Annotated in this window: 17 protein-coding genes; 8 read left to right on the plus strand and 9 right to left on the minus strand. The window is 66.8% G+C overall.

Annotation, left to right across the window (positions count from 1 at the left end):
* Positions 1-621, plus strand: a complete 621-nt coding sequence (locus HAV22_RS16985; protein ID WP_166860587.1) for a PEP-CTERM sorting domain-containing protein — start codon at positions 1-3, stop codon at positions 619-621.
* 71 nt (positions 622-692) lie between these two features.
* Here the strand turns inward: HAV22_RS16985 and HAV22_RS16990 are convergent, their stop codons facing one another.
* The 7 genes from HAV22_RS16990 to HAV22_RS17020 all read right to left on the minus strand — a co-directional run bounded on the left by HAV22_RS16990 (position 693) and on the right by HAV22_RS17020 (position 5,687).
* Positions 693-1,079 (minus strand): hypothetical protein, encoded by a 387-nt coding sequence (locus HAV22_RS16990; protein ID WP_166860589.1) that lies wholly within the window; start codon positions 1,077-1,079, stop codon positions 693-695.
* Positions 1,076-1,357 carry a P-loop NTPase family protein gene (locus HAV22_RS16995; protein ID WP_208296239.1) on the minus strand — a complete coding sequence of 94 codons (282 nt, stop codon included), beginning with the start codon at positions 1,355-1,357 and terminating at the stop codon, positions 1,076-1,078. Before HAV22_RS16995 ends, HAV22_RS16990 begins: the two co-directional genes overlap by 4 nt.
* Positions 1,358-1,404: 47 nt before the next feature.
* Positions 1,405-2,553 (minus strand): acyltransferase family protein, encoded by a 1,149-nt coding sequence (locus tag HAV22_RS17000; RefSeq protein ID WP_166860591.1) that lies wholly within the window; start codon positions 2,551-2,553, stop codon positions 1,405-1,407.
* A complete protein-coding gene (locus HAV22_RS17005; RefSeq protein ID WP_166860593.1) occupies positions 2,550-3,326 on the minus strand; it encodes a LytR/AlgR family response regulator transcription factor in 777 nt (258 codons plus the stop codon). The genes HAV22_RS17000 and HAV22_RS17005 overlap by 4 nt, the downstream gene beginning before the upstream one ends.
* Positions 3,323-4,348: a sensor histidine kinase gene (locus HAV22_RS17010; RefSeq protein WP_371869671.1), complete on the minus strand. Its 1,026-nt coding sequence runs from the start codon at positions 4,346-4,348 to the stop codon at positions 3,323-3,325. Before HAV22_RS17010 ends, HAV22_RS17005 begins: the two co-directional genes overlap by 4 nt.
* Positions 4,349-4,388: 40 nt before the next feature.
* On the minus strand, positions 4,389-4,883 hold the full coding sequence (locus HAV22_RS17015; RefSeq protein ID WP_166860595.1) for a nuclear transport factor 2 family protein: 495 nt from the start codon (positions 4,881-4,883) through the stop codon (positions 4,389-4,391).
* A 186-nt stretch (positions 4,884-5,069) separates the two neighbouring features.
* On the minus strand, positions 5,070-5,687 hold the full coding sequence (locus tag HAV22_RS17020; protein WP_166860597.1) for a glutathione S-transferase family protein: 618 nt from the start codon (positions 5,685-5,687) through the stop codon (positions 5,070-5,072).
* Between the two features lie 109 nt (positions 5,688-5,796).
* Here HAV22_RS17020 and HAV22_RS17025 point away from each other — a divergent pair, with 109 nt between their 5' ends.
* Complete coding sequence (locus HAV22_RS17025; RefSeq protein WP_166860599.1) at positions 5,797-6,621, plus strand: helix-turn-helix domain-containing protein; 825 nt, start codon at positions 5,797-5,799, stop codon at positions 6,619-6,621.
* 225 nt (positions 6,622-6,846) lie between these two features.
* Positions 6,847-8,556: a pectinesterase gene (locus HAV22_RS17030; protein WP_166860601.1), complete on the plus strand. Its 1,710-nt coding sequence runs from the start codon at positions 6,847-6,849 to the stop codon at positions 8,554-8,556.
* A 10-nt stretch (positions 8,557-8,566) separates the two neighbouring features.
* Here HAV22_RS17030 and HAV22_RS17035 read toward each other — a convergent pair whose 3' ends face one another.
* On the minus strand, positions 8,567-9,913 hold the full coding sequence (locus HAV22_RS17035; protein ID WP_166860602.1) for a hemolysin family protein: 1,347 nt from the start codon (positions 9,911-9,913) through the stop codon (positions 8,567-8,569).
* 46 nt (positions 9,914-9,959) lie between these two features.
* Positions 9,960-10,871: a LysR family transcriptional regulator gene (locus HAV22_RS17040; protein WP_166860604.1), complete on the minus strand. Its 912-nt coding sequence runs from the start codon at positions 10,869-10,871 to the stop codon at positions 9,960-9,962.
* A gap of 121 nt (positions 10,872-10,992) precedes the next feature.
* Between HAV22_RS17040 and HAV22_RS17045 the strand changes: the two genes are divergently transcribed.
* The 5 genes from HAV22_RS17045 to HAV22_RS17065 all read left to right on the plus strand — a co-directional run bounded on the left by HAV22_RS17045 (position 10,993) and on the right by HAV22_RS17065 (position 14,591).
* Positions 10,993-12,063, plus strand: coding sequence for a DUF475 domain-containing protein (locus HAV22_RS17045; protein ID WP_166860606.1), 1,071 nt, complete (start codon positions 10,993-10,995; stop codon positions 12,061-12,063).
* Positions 12,064-12,213: 150 nt separating this feature from the next.
* On the plus strand, positions 12,214-12,789 hold the full coding sequence (locus HAV22_RS17050) for a TerD family protein (protein ID WP_166860608.1): 576 nt from the start codon (positions 12,214-12,216) through the stop codon (positions 12,787-12,789).
* A 28-nt stretch (positions 12,790-12,817) separates the two neighbouring features.
* Complete coding sequence (locus HAV22_RS17055; RefSeq protein WP_166860610.1) at positions 12,818-13,513, plus strand: TIGR00266 family protein; 696 nt, start codon at positions 12,818-12,820, stop codon at positions 13,511-13,513.
* 21 nt (positions 13,514-13,534) lie between these two features.
* Complete coding sequence (locus tag HAV22_RS17060; protein WP_166860612.1) at positions 13,535-14,116, plus strand: TerD family protein; 582 nt, start codon at positions 13,535-13,537, stop codon at positions 14,114-14,116.
* 181 nt (positions 14,117-14,297) lie between these two features.
* The gene (locus tag HAV22_RS17065; protein WP_166860614.1) at positions 14,298-14,591 is read left to right on the plus strand and encodes a PAAR domain-containing protein; all 294 of its coding nucleotides are present in this window, start codon (positions 14,298-14,300) and stop codon (positions 14,589-14,591) included.
* The last annotated feature ends 9 nt before the right edge of the window (positions 14,592-14,600 follow it).

Below are 14,600 nucleotides of genomic sequence, written 5' to 3' on the forward strand. Positions count from 1 at the left end.
ATGAAAAAGACTCTGTTCGCCCTGATCGCCAGCGCCAGCCTGATGCTGGCCGGCGCCGCCAACGCCGGTGTCATCGGTTTCGAGGACGTCGTGATAACGGACGGCGACCCCACCAGCCTGAGCGATCTCAATCCGTACGCCGGCCTGACCTTCGGCGACGATTGGTTCGCCGGCGACAACACCGTCGGCTACGGTAACGCCGCCCACGGCGGCACGCATTTCGCCGTGAACGGCTTCAGCGACGACGGCGCCACCATCAGCAGCGCCACGCCGTTCAATTTCGCCGGCGCGTGGTTCGCGGCGCCGGTCGGCCCCGCCGACAAGGCGTCGTGGGTCGCCATTTCCGCCTATGACGCCGGCAATAACCTGATCGGCACGACGGGGCACGTCGCGATCGGCGACGCCTACGTGTGGGCGGCCGCGGCGTTCAACAACGTGTCGTCGCTGACCATCACGCGCGACACCGGCTGGTACGTCATGGACGACTTCACCACCGTCGCTTCCGTGCCGCCCGCCGGCCAGGTGCCCGAACCGGCGAATCCGCTGCTGCTGGGCGCCGGCGCGTTCGCCCTGGTGCTGGGCCGCGCACGCCGCCGCAAGGCGTCCGGCTCGGCGGCATGACGCCGGCCCGTCCGCCACGCTTGCCTTGCCGGGCAAGACGTGGCGGCGGCCGAGGGCGCGCGCCTGACGTCTCAGACCGGCAGCGCGCGCCGGTTCCACAGATGGCCGCTAAGCAGCGCGAGCACGCCGAGCCCCGCCCACGCGAGACTCGATGCGGCCGTCGCAGTGCCGTGGAAGCCGACCACGTCGGCCCACGCGCCGCGGCTCACGTTGGCGCTCACGTACAGGACGAGCAGGAACAGCGCGAGGAACGTGCGCGACGTGCCGCTCGTGCGGCCCAGCATGGTCGCGAACGCGGCCAGCGCGAACACGCCGGACAGCAAGGCGGCCGCGCGCACCGGGTCCGTCACCGCGACGTGCAGTATGGCGACGCCTGTGAACATCAGCCCGAGCACGACGCTCGCGGCGAACTGGCGCCAGTAGCGCCGCGCCGACCCGCCCGGGACGGCCGCACTCATGCCAGCAGGCGGCGGATGCGGCCCGCGTCGCGCACGCCCTTCAGTGCGGCGAAGTGGCGCATGAATTCGAGCGCCGTCACGTTGCGGTAGACGTCGAAGTCCTGCGGCAGGTAGCCCAGGCGGTTGCGCAGCGCATCGGGCCGCGCCACGACGTCGCCGCCGTCGAACAGGATCCGGCCGCCGCTCGGTCGCGTGAGCGTGGCGAGGCGCAGTGACGCGTCGGCGACGGCCGTGACGTTCTTGCCGAAGGTCTTGGTGACGTTGTGCAGCTCCAGCATGGCGGCATCCGGCGAGTGGCGATGCGGCCACTCTAGACCCGCGCGGATCAGCGTGTGCCGGCCGTGCGACGGAATGCGTGTTCGGTGGTACGAGCGGTGGCGTACGTGGCGCTCCAGCGCGCGCGCAGGCGCATGAACGGCGTCTCCACGCAGCGGTAGAGGAGCCAGCCGCCGGCGATGCCCGCGGCCATGACGGCCACGATGGTCACGGGCGCGCCCGTGTCGACGTGCAGACGTTCCAGCTGCGGCCGCAAGACCATGAACACGGGCTTGTGCACGAGGTAGACGGCGTACGACCACAGCGCCAGCGACGCGGCGCCCGGCACGTGGATCCTGTTCAGCACGCAGTGCGGCGCGAGGGATGCGCACACGAGCAGGCTGAAACTCAGCGCCACCAGCGAGAAGCCGAACGTCGAGGTGACCCACGTCGTCGGCCAGTCGAGGTGGATGCACGTGAGGATGCCGATGCTCGCCGCGAGGCCGGCGGCGCACAGCGCGTTCGCGTGGCGCAGCAGGCGCGCGAACGCCTGCGGGTGGAAGTTGCGCAGCAGCGCGATGGCGACGCCGGGCAGCAGTTCGTCGGCGCGGCAGAAGCTCGAATAATAGACCTCGGCCGAGAACGCGTCGTGGCCGTCCAACAGGAACGCCGCGGCGCGCGTGGCCATGCCGCCCGCGATGGCGCCGACCAGCAAGGTCCACGCGAGCCTCAGGGGAAAGCCGCTGCGGGCCAGCGCCAGCACGGCGAGGGGCAGCAGCAGGTAGAACTGCTCCTCGATGCACAGCGACCAGGAATGCGAGAACGTCTGGCCGTAGGCGAGCCCGAAGTTCTGCGTGAACGTCAGGAACCGCCACGCCGCGGGCGCGGTCGGCCCGCCCAGCGCCGGCCCCGGGAACAGCCAGTACACGGCCAGCACGACGTAGTAATTCGGCAGCGTGCGCAGCAGGCGCCGCACGAAGAACGCCTTCAACGACAAGTCTTCGCCGCGCGCCGCGGGCGCCAGCAACTGGTTGCCGATGAGGTAGCCGCTCAGCACGAAGAACAGGTCGACGCCGGCCCAGCCGGCCTGGCCCACGGCGCCGAACGTGGGCGCGCGGTTGACGAAGCCGGCGTAATGCGTCATCAGGACGAGCAGGATGGCGGCAGCGCGCAGCAGGTCAAGGCCGCGCAGGCGTGGAGTGGTGACGGGTTCGGTCATGCGATGTGGGCCGGGTTGCCTGGTTCGGTAGCCGGCACGCCGTTGCGGCGCGCGAGCGCCTCCGTCAGCGCCGGCATGTAGGTGCGGCTCGCGCGCAGCAGCGTGCCGTCGCGCAGGCGCAGCAGCGCGTCGCGGTTGGTCAGCGCGCGCAGTTCGGCGATGCGGTCCAGGCGCACGATGGACGAGCGGTGCACGCGCTGGAACACGCTTGGGTCGAGGCGCAGCGCCAGCGCCTGCAGGCGTTCGCGCACGAGGTAGGTTCGGCTGCCGACGTGCAGGGTGGCGTAGTCGCCGTCGGCCTCGATGCGTTCCACGTCGGTCGCCTCGACGAGCACGGTGCGGGTGCCGACGCGGACGGAGAAGGTGCGCGTCCACGCCGCCGCCGCGGGCCGCGCCGCGTCGGGGCGGCGGTACGGCAAGGCGAGGCGGGCGCGGTCCAGCGCTTCGTCCAGGCGGTCGTCGTCGACGGGTTTCAGCAGGTAGTCGAGCGCGGCCAGGTCGAACGCGCGCACGGCGAAGTTGTCGTGCGCGGTGAGCAGGATTGCGAGCGGCCGCTCGGCGCGGGGCAGGGCGGCCAGCATGTCGAGGCCGTTCCGGCCCGGCATCTCGACGTCGACGAACACGAGGTCCGGACGGACGGCGGCAAGGCCGGCAGCGGCCGTGATGCTGTCGCCGTATTCCGCGACGAGTGCGATGTCCGCATGGCGCGCGAGCCGCGCCTTCACGGCGAGCCGCGCCAGCGGTTCGTCGTCGACGAGCGCGACGCGGATCATGCGGCCTCCCGCAGCGGCAGCACGAGGGCCACGTGGAAGCGGCCGTCGGCGCGCCAGCCCGCGTCGACGCGCTGGGCATCGCCGTACAGGTGGCGCAGGCGCTCCGCCACGTTGGGCAGGCCGATGCCGCGGCCTGGCGCCGCCGGCTGCGCGCCGTCGTTGTGCACGTCGACGCGCAGCGCGGCGCCGTGGCGCGCGATGCGGATGTCGATGCGGCCGGGCGCACCGAGCGGCGCGATGCCGTGGCGGACCGCGTTCTCCACGATCGGCTGCAGCATCAGGTAGGGGACGGCGGCATCGAGCAGGTCGGGGCCCGCGTGCATCGTCAGCTGCAGGCGGTCGCCGAGGCGCGCCTTCTCGATGTCCAGGTACGTTTCCGTGAGCGCCAGTTCCTCGGCCAGCGAGTGCTCGTGGCGACCGTCGTGCGCGAGCGTGGCGCGCAGGAATTCGGATACGCTGGCGAGCATGCGGTTCGCGTCGCGGTTCGCACCGGCCGCGACGAGCGCCGACACGGCGTTCAGCGTGTTGAACAGGAAGTGCGGATTGACTTGCAGCCGCAGCGCGCGCAGCTCGGCGTTGCGCGCGTCCGCGAGCGCCTGCGCGAGGCGCAGCCGGGTGCGCTGCAGCGACACGTAGTACACGGCCACCGCGTGCATGGCGCAGAACGCGATCAGCGCGAGCCAGCAGCTGTCCAGGCCCCGCACCAGGTCGCCCCAGTGGTAGCCCTGCTCCAGCCCGAGCGCGATCGCCAGACGCTGGCCCAGCAAGCTGTTCACGACGGACATCGCATACGTCACGGCCAGCAGCACGAGGGCCATCGCCCACCACGCGCGGCCCTGGCGCCACAGGGCGCGCTGCATCAGCGTCAGCGGCACGGTCCAGACGGCGCAGGCGACGAAGAAGAGGATGCGGAATTCGGTCGCGTGGCCATGGCCGAGTGCCGGCAGGCCGAGGATGACCATGCAGGCGAACACCGGCAGGGCGGCGAACACGGGGATGGCCAGCGGGATGTCGTCTTTCACGGGAGGCTCGTGCGCGAGGAAGCGGTCATTCTAGCCTGCGTCAGTGTCCGATGGAATACAGCATCGCGTTGATTTTCCAGCCGTCGTCCGTACGCACGAGCTGCCACGTCTCGCTGCCGCGGTTCGTGACCTTGCCTTCTTCGAGGAACTCGAAGTCGAACCACACCGACGCGACGGTGCCGTTCGTGTCGATGCGCACGTCGTGGAAGCGTTCCTCGATCGGTTTGGTGGAGCGCTGGACGAAGCCGGCGAAGTCCTGCCACGTCGACGGCATCGTCCGCGGCGCGGCCGGGTTGCGGGATTTCGCGGCGGCGTACGTCGTTTCGTCCAGCGCGGATCGCCAGGCGCCGCCTTCGGGCATGAACAGCGACCCGAGGGTCTTGCCGTCGTGGGCGACGATGGCGGTCTGGAATTGCTGCACGACCTGGCGGATGGCGGCGACGTCGGCGTCGGTGGTGACATTGGCCGCGTGGCCCGGCGTGCCGAAGGAGGCTGCGAGGCAGGCGGCGAGGATGAGCGAGAGAGCAGCGCGCATGATGAATTCCGAAGTGGTGGAGACGCCACGATAGCGGCGCCCGCCACGCCCGGTCGAGCGGGTTGCGCCGGACCGTGCACGCCACGCCGCGAACCGGTGGCGCCAGGTTGCGGCGGCGTCGCTCGGCAGGCCGCCGCCACCCGCATGGCCAGGTGCGCGACACCATGACAACGGCGACGAGTGTCGTCAACCTTGCGCGGCCGCGAGCTGCGCATCCGCTTCCGCGGCCCGGCGCGCGGCCGGACGCGAACTGACGCGGTCGATGTACGCCATGACCTCGGGCAGTTCCGGCACGAGCTTGAACATCGTCATCCAGCCGAGGGCCGTGCCCCACAGGACGTCGGCCGCGGAAAAGCGCTCGCCCAGCAGGTAAGGGCCTGCGCGCAGCTGGCGCGTCAGCGTGGCCAGCATCGTGTCGAAGTCGCCGTAGGGGCACATCATCGGCGGCGCCGGCTCGCGCTTCATCGCGACGTCGTTGATCGCCGGTTCGAACGACGAGCCGTAGAACGCGAGCCAGCGCAGGTAGGGGCCGCGCAGCGGGTCGCCCGGCGCCGGCGCGAGGCCCGCATCGGGAAACAGGTCGGCGAGGTGGATGAAGATCGCGGGCTGTTCGGTGACGAGGGCGTCGTCGTGCACGATGGCGGGCACCTTGCCCATCGGGTTGACGGCCAGGTAGGCCGGCGCGCGCTGCTCGTTCTTCTTGAGGTTCAGCACGTGCAGGTCGTAGGGCGCGCCCAGCTCCTCGAGCAGGATGCGGGTGGCGCCGGAGCGCGAATTCGGGGCGTGGAAGAAGGTCAGGTTCATGGCGTCCTCGTGATGGCGGTGAATTGCCAGCTTAGGCGCCGTCACGACCGCGGTCTTGGAAAAACGCGAATGCTAGAATCGCGGGATTCTCACGACTGCGACGAGATCGATGAGCAATCTGCATACCGTTACGGACCGCGCCAAGGGTGTGGTCGCACCGGCGCTTGCCGGCCGGATGTTCCGCCTCGGCCGCTACCTGCCGCCGCCCGACCTGGCGCCGTTCCTCGACCATTACTGGGTCGTCGAGTGGGACTTGCGGGGCCGTCCCGCGCACACGCAGCGCACCTTGCCTTACCCTTGCGTGCACGTTGTGTTCGACCGCGCCCGCACGGGCATCTGGGGACTCACGACGGGCCCGTTCGATTATGAATTGAAGGATGCGGGCAAGGTATGCGGCCTGCGTTTCCGGCCCGGCGCTTTCCGCGCCTTCCTCGGCCGGCCGCTGCACACGATCACGGACAAGGTGCTGCCGCTGTCCGCCGTCTTCCCGTGGGACGAGATGGCCGCGCAGGACGCCGTGCTGGACACGCCCGACGACACGGCGATGGTCGACGCGGCGAACGCGCTGCTGCGCACCGTCCTGCCGGCGCCCGACCCGCAGGTGGACAAGATCGCCGCCATCCTGCGCGCGGTCGAAGGTACGCCCGGCCTGACGCACGTCGAGGCGCTGGCTGGCGTGGCCGGCATGGGCGTGCGCAGCCTGCAGGCGCTGTTCGGCGAGTACGTGGGCGTGAGCCCGAAATGGGTGATCCGGCGCTTCCGCCTGCACGAGGCGGCGGACCAGTTGGCGACCGGTGCCGACGTCGACCTGGCCACGCTGGCGCAAGGCCTCGGCTATTTCGACCAGGCCCATTTCACATCGGACTTCCGCCGGCTGGTGGGCAAGTCGCCCGGGCGGTATCGCGAGGAAGCGCGGCGCACTGCTGGCGCGTGACGCGCCGCAAGATGATCGACCGACAACGGATGGCGGGCGCAGCGCCTGGCTGCGCTGGCGCAACTGTCAACACTTTGTTGGTTCTGCGCAATTCACGTGACATTTTCCGGTGGGAAAATTATTTCCGGTGGTAAAATCCGGTTACTACGGGAAAATAATTTTTTGTCGGTATTTCTACCATTGACTCGAGATTACAAATTGAAATCTAAATCCAGCCGCGCAGTAATGTTGACCGCCATCCTCGGTACCGTGGGCACGTTGTCCGCCTGCGGCGGAGGCGGCGGCATGGGTGAACCGGTATCGACGACGGCATCCACGACGTCGACCGCATCGTCCATGCCGTCGGTACCCACGGCGACGCCGCCGTCCACGACGCCCACGACGACCGAATCCACGCCGCCTGCGACGGTGACCACGGCGCCCGCACCCGCACCCGTGCCGGCACCTGCACCGACGCCGACGACCGCCGACATCGCGTCCAGCCTTCCTCCGCCCCCGATCGCGGCGACGCTGCTCGGGCAGGAAAGCTATTCGCCGGCAACGCAGTACTCGTCCAACTTTTGCCAGGACGGCCAGTACCCGACGCAATGGAATTGGAACCCGGCGTCGATCGTGACGCAGGCCGCGCCGGCGACGTCCGGCACGCCGAAGATCGTGCAGGTGCGCGACGGTGTGCCCATCGCGACCTATACCGCGCTGGGCGGCGACCCGGCCACGCGTTCCAAGCCCAACAGCGAAAATGGCACCGACACGAGCGTCGGTCCATTCCGCCGGGCGCCTTACCTCCAATGGAAGAGCGGCGACACGTTCCTCGTCTACCCGGCGGTCTATAGCGGCAAGGACATGCAGATCTACATCGGCCCGAACTTCGCCAACGATGCGGACTTCAAAGCCGGCAAATACGTGGTGCCGAGCAACATCACGATCCGCGGCGTTACGGTCGACGGCAAGCGTCCGGTGATCGTCAATCCGCCGACGGGCGCTTCGAACTCGACCTACGGACAGGGCCTCATCTACATCGACGGTGCGTACGATGCGGACAAGAAGGTCACGGCGTGGGCGAGCAACATCACGATCGAAAATCTCGACATCGTCGATTCGCCGACCGGCGGCAGGCTCGGCAAGGCGGCGATCTACGTCAACGCGGCCAAGGACCTGACGTTGCGTAATGTCCGCATCGCCGGCTTCAAGCAGCACAGCGCCAACGGTATTTTCTCGACCGGTAACACGGCGGGCTCGATCGTGTTCGAAAACGTCGAACTCGACAGCAACGGCGGCGGCGGCGGCCCCGAGCACAATGCGTACATCAACGGCAGCACCACCGATCCGACGTTCACCTTCCGCGTGACGGGTTCGTGGAGCCACGATTCGTACTACGGCCACGAGCTGAAATCGCGTGCGCAGCGGACGATCATCGAAGGCTCGTACCTGACCGGCCACCGTGCCGCGACGGGCGAGCTGGGCGAGTCGTACCTGCTCGACGTCCCCGATGGTGGCGAACTGACCGTGCGTAACACGATCTTCGTGAAGAATTTCTCCGGCAATGGCTCGAATGGCGCATCGTTGACGTTCGGCGTGGAGTCGGCCCTGGCCACGCGCAGCTGGGGGCTCACCGTCGAACACAATACGTTCGTGGCGATGTCGCGCTATTACGACGACGCGAAGCACAAGCCGTATCCCTTGTACGTCAGCAGCAAGGCGCTGGGTGACAAGAAGATCGATTCGAATGTGTACGTCGGCTATTGCACGGGCGACGTGACGCGCGATGCGCCCGGCACGAATGCGGTGACCCTGAACTTCAACGACATCGACCTGAGCTATCGTCCGCGCCTGCCGCGCTTGACCGGTGACCTGAGCATCATCGGCACCAAGTCGTACTGGCACACGGCACAATCGGCGACGCGCAAGACCAACGCCGTCGGCGCACGCGACTGATCAAGCCCGGTCAGTCGAGGTCATCCTCGTCGGCCCCGCGTTCCAGCTGTGGAATCACTTTCACGAGCAGGATGCGGGGCCCGTTCGTTTTCTTGACGACGACGTCGAACTGAGGGAATTCGATGCGCTGGCCCTGCTTGGGGATGTCGCCCAGCTTCGCCATCAACAGCCCGCCGACGGACTCCACCTCGTCCAGTCCCATCTCTTCGTTATTGATGTCGATGCCGAGCACGCGCTCCAGCGACACGATGGGCAGGCTCGCCTTGCCGATATAAGTGCCATCGCCCTGCGGCAGCCAGTCGTTCTCGTTGAGGCGGAATTCGTCGCGGATCTCGCCGACGATCGCGCCCAGCAGGTTGTCCAGCGTGATGAAGCCGACGGGGCGCTTGCCCTTTTCGCCGATCAGTGCGAAGTGCGGGGCGCCGCCGCGGAACCGGCGGAACAGTTCGATCGCGGGCGTGCGCGCGGAGATCAGGTCGACGGGGCGCAGGTACTCCGTCAGGTCGTCGACGTCCTTGCCGGACTGCTCGGCGAAGAACAAGTCCTTCAGGTGGATCACGCCCAGCACTTCCTCGCCGTCCTCGTCGAAATACGGGTAGCGCGAGAAGCGGTTGCGGCGCATCGTGTCGAGGTTCTGTTCCAGCGTCCGGCTCGCGTACAGCGCGCTCACCTCGTTAATGGGCCGCATCAGGTCCGACACCGTGTGCTGGGAAAACTCCAGCGACTGCGCGAGGATGTGGCGCTCGTCGTGCGTGAAGCGTTCGCCCGGCGCGCCCGTGTTGGTGCGCAGGATGATCTTCAATTCGTCGTTCGAATAATGCGTCTCGTGGCTGCCCACGCCCGACAGGCCGGCGATGCGCAGCACGAGGTTCGCGCTTTCGTTCAGCACCCAGATCGCCGGGTACATCGCCCAGTAAAAGCCGTAGAGCGGCAAGGCGCTCCACAAGCCGACGGCTTCCGGCACGCGGATCGCGAGCGACTTCGGCGCCAGCTCGCCCACGACGATGTGCAGGAACGAGATCACGCTGAACGCGACGACGAACGACACGCCGTGGATGATTTGCGCGCTCGTGATGCCGAGCAGCGCAAACACGGGCTCCATCAGCTTCGCGAACGCGGGTTCGCCCACCCAGCCCAGGCCCAGCGACGCCAGCGTGATGCCCAGCTGGCAGGCGGAGAGATAGGCGTCCAGCTGGCTGTGGACCTTGAACAGGATGCGTCCGCGCAGGCCGCCCGTCTTGGCGATGGCGCGCACGCGCGTCTTGCGCAGGGTGACGATGCCGAATTCGGCCGCCACGAAGAAGCCGTTCAGCGCCACCAGCAGCAGCGCGAGAACGACGAGCAGTACGTTTTGCATAAATAGTAAATTTGTTCAGAAGGCAAAGCCGGGACCATTGTAACGGTCAGGCCGCGGCGCCGCCTTTTTGCGACCCCGCCAGGATGGCCTCGACCGCCGGATGCATGATCTTGCGGTCGCTCGAAATCATGTAGAACTGTTCGCGCACGGTCGGCACGAGGCCCACCTGCACGGCGCCGAACTGCTCGGCCACGTCGTCCGCCAGCGCGGCCGGCGCGAAGAACAGGCCCAGGCCGCGCCGGCCGAACGTGTTGAGGAGGGCGTTGTCCTCGAACTCCCCGACGACGTCCGGCCGGACGTGATGCTGCACGAACCATTCGTCGATCTTGCCGCGCAGGGCATTATTACGTGCCGGCAGCAGGAACGGCGCGCTGTTCAGATTCTGCGGAAAGCCCGCGCCGGCGCCGCCGTAGCGCTGCGCGAGCGCGGGCGCGCCCACGACGACCATCTCGCTGTCGAACAGCTGGTGGCTGAACACCTTCAACGTCGCGCCGGCGCGCACTTCGCGGTCCGTCAGCACGACGTCCAGCTTGTGCAGCGCCAGGTCGGCCAACAGCGCCTCGAACTGGTCCTCGTAGCACACGATGCGCACGGGCCGCTCCATCCGCGTGGCCGCTTCCAGCATGCGGTAGGCCGACAGCTTCGGCAGCGAATCCGAGATGCCCACGGTGAGGCGCGTGCGGCCGCTGTCGAATTCGTTCAGCGCTTCCTGCATCTGCTCGCCCAGCAGGAAGATCTGGTCGGCATAGCCCAGCGCCAAGCGGCCCGCTTCCGTCAGCACGAGGCGCCGGCCCTGCTGCGCGAACAAGGTCTTGCCCAGCGATTGTTCCAGCAACGTCAGTTGCGAACTGACCGTCTGCACGGCGAGACCGAGACGTTCGGCAGCCCGCGTGATACCCCCTTCGTTGGCCACGACCCAGAAGTAGTACAGGTGACGGAAATTGATGTCGGTTTTCATTATTGAGTGAATAACGCAGGTTTTTCCGAAGTGATTCTCTCGTTATCTTCGCTTTTTCATTCGGATCATCGCCTCTACACTGCGCCTTGTCAACAACATACATCCCAGAAGGGAGATGAGAATGAAACATTTCAGGATGTCGTTCATCGTGACGGCGTTGTGCCTGGTGGGCTCCGCGTGGTGGGGCTACTCGCATGCCGGCCTGGCCGGCGCGCTGACGGCAGTGGGTATCGCCGCGATCCTCGCGGTGATGGAAGTCTCGCTGTCGTTCGACAACGCGGTGGTCAACGCCTCCGTGCTGAAGACCTGGGACCCGTTCTGGAAAAAGCTGTTCCTGGGCGTGGGCATCATCATCGCCGTCTTCGGCATGCGCCTGCTGTTCCCGCTCGTGATCGTCGCGGTGGCGGCCGACCTGGGCCTGATGGACGTGTGGAACATGGCGTTGCAGGACCCGAAGCAGTACTCGATGCACCTGACGAACCACCACGCCGAAGTGGCGGCGTTCGGCGGCATGTTCCTGCTGCTGGTCTTCCTGAACTTCCTGTTCGATGACGAGAAGGAGCACCACTGGCTCGGCCACTTCGAAGAAAAGCTCGGATCGCTCGGCAAGGTGTCGTCGATCTCCGTGATGATCGCGATCGGCGCGCTGATGGGCAGCCTGACGCTGGTGCCGGAAGCGCAGAAGATGGTCGTGCTGATGTCGGGCCTGTGGGGCATCCTGATCTACGTCGGCGTGGACGTGCTGTCGAACATGCTCGAGAAATCGGAAGAGGGCGGCGGCGACGTGGGCGAGATGGTCAAGCGCGGCGGTATCGGCGGCTTCCTGTACCTGGAAGTGCTGGATGCATCGTTCAGCTTCGACGGCGTGATCGGCGCCTTTGCCATCACCAACGACGTCGTGATCATCATGCTGGGCCTCGCGATCGGTGCGATGTTCGTGCGTTCGCTGACGGTGTACCTCGTGGAGAAGGGCACGCTCGACCAGTTCGTGTACCTGGAACACGGTGCTCACTACGCGATCGGTATCCTCGCGCTGATCATGCTGGCCAGTATGAAGTTCCACGTGCCGGAGCTCGTGACGGGCCTCGCGGGTGTCGCCTTCATCGGTGCCTCGGTGTGGTCGTCGATCCGGTATCGCAAGAAGCAGGAAGCGTTGGGTGTGCACACGAAGGAATTGGCGCACGCGGAGTGATGCATGACGGTGGGCACGGGGTGCCCATCCTACGGCAATCGTATAGACGGTGTGGAACGGAACGTAGGGTGGGCTCCCCGAGCCCACCATGCGAACCGATAACGTGAAACTCGGTGGGCACGGGGTGCCCACCCTACATGGAGAACCATCATGGCAATCAGCTTGCAAAAAGGCGGCAACGTCAACCTGTCGAAAGAAGCACCGGGCCTGGCCAAACTGAAACTGGGCCTCGGCTGGGACCTGCGCAGCACGGACGGCGCGGCGTTCGACCTGGACGGTGTCGTGTTCCTGCTGAACCAGGCCGGCAAGGTGCGTTCCGACGCCGACTTCATCTTCTACAACAACCTGCGCTCCGCCGACGGTGCCGTCGTGCACTCGGGCGACAACCGCACGGGCGCCGGTGACGGCGACGACGAGACGGTGACGATCGACCTCGCCAAGGTCCCGGCCGACGTCGACCGCGTCGTGCTCGCGGTGACGATCCACGAGGGCGACACGCGTCGCCAGAATTTCGGCCAGGTGAGCCGCGCGTTCATCCGCTGCATCAACGGCGCGAACGACAGCGAGATCGCCCGCTACGACCTGTCCGAAGACGGTTCGACCGAATCCGCGATGATTTTCGGCGAGGTGTATCGTAACGGCGCCGACTGGAAGTTCCGCGCGGTGGGCCAGGGCTTCAACGGCGGCCTCGGCCCCCTTGCCAAGAATTATGGCGTGAGCGTCTGACCAACGTGCCGTCCTGAAAGGAAGCCAAATGCCAGTGTTTACCGTGACCGGGGACGTCGATCCCTTCCTGCATGTGTCGCTCAAGCGCGGCGAGACCATCTACTGCGAATCGGATGCGATGGTCATGATGGAATCGACGCTCGACCTGAAGGGCAAGATGAAAGGGGGCCTGGGCAGCGCGCTGATGCGCACCTTCGCCAACGGCGAGTCGTTCTTCCAGCAGCACATCGAGGCGGCACGCGGCGATGGCGATTGCCTGCTGTCGCCCACGCTCCCCGGTGCGATGCAGATCGTCGACTGCGGCCCGAACCAGTACATCATCAGCGATGGCGCGTTCGTCGCGGCCGCATCCGGCGTCGACCTGCGCGTGCGCACGCAGAGCCTGGGCAATGCGCTGTTCGCCCAGAGCGGCGGCTTCTTCGTGACGGAGACGGCGGGCAGCGGCCAGGTCGTCGTGTCCGGCTTCGGCTCGATGAGCGTACTGGAAGTGGAACCGGGCAAGGACGCGATCATCGACAACTCGCACGTCGTCGCCTGGGACAGCACCTTGCACTACGAGATCTCGATCACGACCGGCACCAGCGGTGGCTTCCTGGGCAATTTGATCAACAGCCAGACCAGCGGCGAAGGCATCGTCCTGCGCTTCTCCGGTCGCGGCAAGATTTACGTCTGTTCGCGCAACCGCGCCGCGTTCAAAGCGTGGACGCAGGCGCCTGCGCGCTGACGCATGAAAGGAGTCTGAAAAATGGCAGTGAATCTGCAGAAGGGCCAGAAGATCTCGCTTGAGAAGGAAGCCGGCGGCGCCCTGTCGCGCGTAACGATGGGCCTCGGCTGGGACGTGGCGAAGAAGGGCGGCTTCTTCGGCTTCGGCGCGAAGAGCGACGCGATCGACCTCGACGCGTCCGTCGTGATGTTCGACGACACGAACCGTCCCGTCGACGTGGTCTGGTTCCGTCAACTGAAAAGCCGCGACGGCAGCATCACGCACACGGGCGACAACCGCACGGGCGCGGGCGATGGCGACGACGAGCAGATCGTCGTCGACCTGCGCACGGTGCCGCCTAACGTGAGGTCGCTCGTCTTCACCGTCAACAGCTTCACGGGCCAGAATTTCTCGACGGTGCAGAACGCGTTCTGCCGGATCTTCGATACGAACAATGGCAAGGAGATCGCACGCTACGACCTGTCCGTGCAGGGTTCGCACACGGCCCAGATCATGGCCAAGCTGTACCGCCACAATGGCGAGTGGAAGATGCATGCGATCGGCGAGAACGGCACCGGCCGCACGTTCGACGACCTCATGCCGCTGATCGTCCCGCACCTGTAATCGTTGTTTGTTCTCTCCGCGGACCCGTCTCCGTCCGCGGCTTCCCACGTGGGCGGCTTGGCGCCCACGCCTTTTAACGGCTCCCTCGGGAGCCGTCTTTTTTGGTATTGACGACGATCAGCCGGCAGCCGTGGCCACGCGCGTAGATTGTGCTTCCTTCTCATCCATCCATGGAGGACACATGAAGCGCTACCACATCACGCTTGGCGCGAGGACGACTGCAGGAGGCACCGTGATCGGCGCGTCGAGCCTCTCGTCGATCGATGGCGCGCGCATGGCACTGGAGGGCGACAAGGTCAGTTGTCCGCAGTGTCACAGCGACGGCGTGATCGTCTGCGCCGGCCCCCGGCTCCCCGACGACTGGGAGGGCAGGCGGTACGCATTGCAGGATGATCTTTGCGCGTGCAAGTGCGTCCCCGCGCCGCGTCTGGTCGCGACCCAGACATTGAGATGCCAGCATGTAGAAAGTCCTTGACCCTGGCGG

It is taken from the genome of Telluria antibiotica, from assembly GCF_011682055.1.
GTDB classification, from domain to species: Bacteria; Pseudomonadota; Gammaproteobacteria; order Burkholderiales; family Burkholderiaceae_D; genus Telluria; species Telluria antibiotica.

Coding starts and splice junctions, on each gene's coding strand:
- HAV22_RS17005 (WP_166860593.1), bottom strand. CDS start 3,326: ATGATCCGCGTCGCGCTCGTCGACGACGAACCGCTGGCGCGGCTCGCC.
- HAV22_RS16985 (WP_166860587.1), top strand. CDS start 1: ATGAAAAAGACTCTGTTCGCCCTGATCGCCAGCGCCAGCCTGATGCTG.
- HAV22_RS17025 (WP_166860599.1), top strand. CDS start 5,797: ATGAGCAATCTGCATACCGTTACGGACCGCGCCAAGGGTGTGGTCGCA.
- HAV22_RS17055 (WP_166860610.1), top strand. CDS start 12,818: ATGCCAGTGTTTACCGTGACCGGGGACGTCGATCCCTTCCTGCATGTG.
- HAV22_RS17040 (WP_166860604.1), bottom strand. CDS start 10,871: ATGAAAACCGACATCAATTTCCGTCACCTGTACTACTTCTGGGTCGTG.
- HAV22_RS17015 (WP_166860595.1), bottom strand. CDS start 4,883: ATGCGCGCTGCTCTCTCGCTCATCCTCGCCGCCTGCCTCGCAGCCTCC.
- HAV22_RS17020 (WP_166860597.1), bottom strand. CDS start 5,687: ATGAACCTGACCTTCTTCCACGCCCCGAATTCGCGCTCCGGCGCCACC.
- HAV22_RS17035 (WP_166860602.1), bottom strand. CDS start 9,913: ATGCAAAACGTACTGCTCGTCGTTCTCGCGCTGCTGCTGGTGGCGCTG.
- HAV22_RS17065 (WP_166860614.1), top strand. CDS start 14,298: ATGAAGCGCTACCACATCACGCTTGGCGCGAGGACGACTGCAGGAGGC.
- HAV22_RS16990 (WP_166860589.1), bottom strand. CDS start 1,079: ATGAGTGCGGCCGTCCCGGGCGGGTCGGCGCGGCGCTACTGGCGCCAG.
- HAV22_RS17060 (WP_166860612.1), top strand. CDS start 13,535: ATGGCAGTGAATCTGCAGAAGGGCCAGAAGATCTCGCTTGAGAAGGAA.
- HAV22_RS16995 (WP_208296239.1), bottom strand. CDS start 1,357: ATGCTGGAGCTGCACAACGTCACCAAGACCTTCGGCAAGAACGTCACG.
- HAV22_RS17030 (WP_166860601.1), top strand. CDS start 6,847: ATGTTGACCGCCATCCTCGGTACCGTGGGCACGTTGTCCGCCTGCGGC.
- HAV22_RS17045 (WP_166860606.1), top strand. CDS start 10,993: ATGAAACATTTCAGGATGTCGTTCATCGTGACGGCGTTGTGCCTGGTG.
- HAV22_RS17000 (WP_166860591.1), bottom strand. CDS start 2,553: ATGACCGAACCCGTCACCACTCCACGCCTGCGCGGCCTTGACCTGCTG.
- HAV22_RS17050 (WP_166860608.1), top strand. CDS start 12,214: ATGGCAATCAGCTTGCAAAAAGGCGGCAACGTCAACCTGTCGAAAGAA.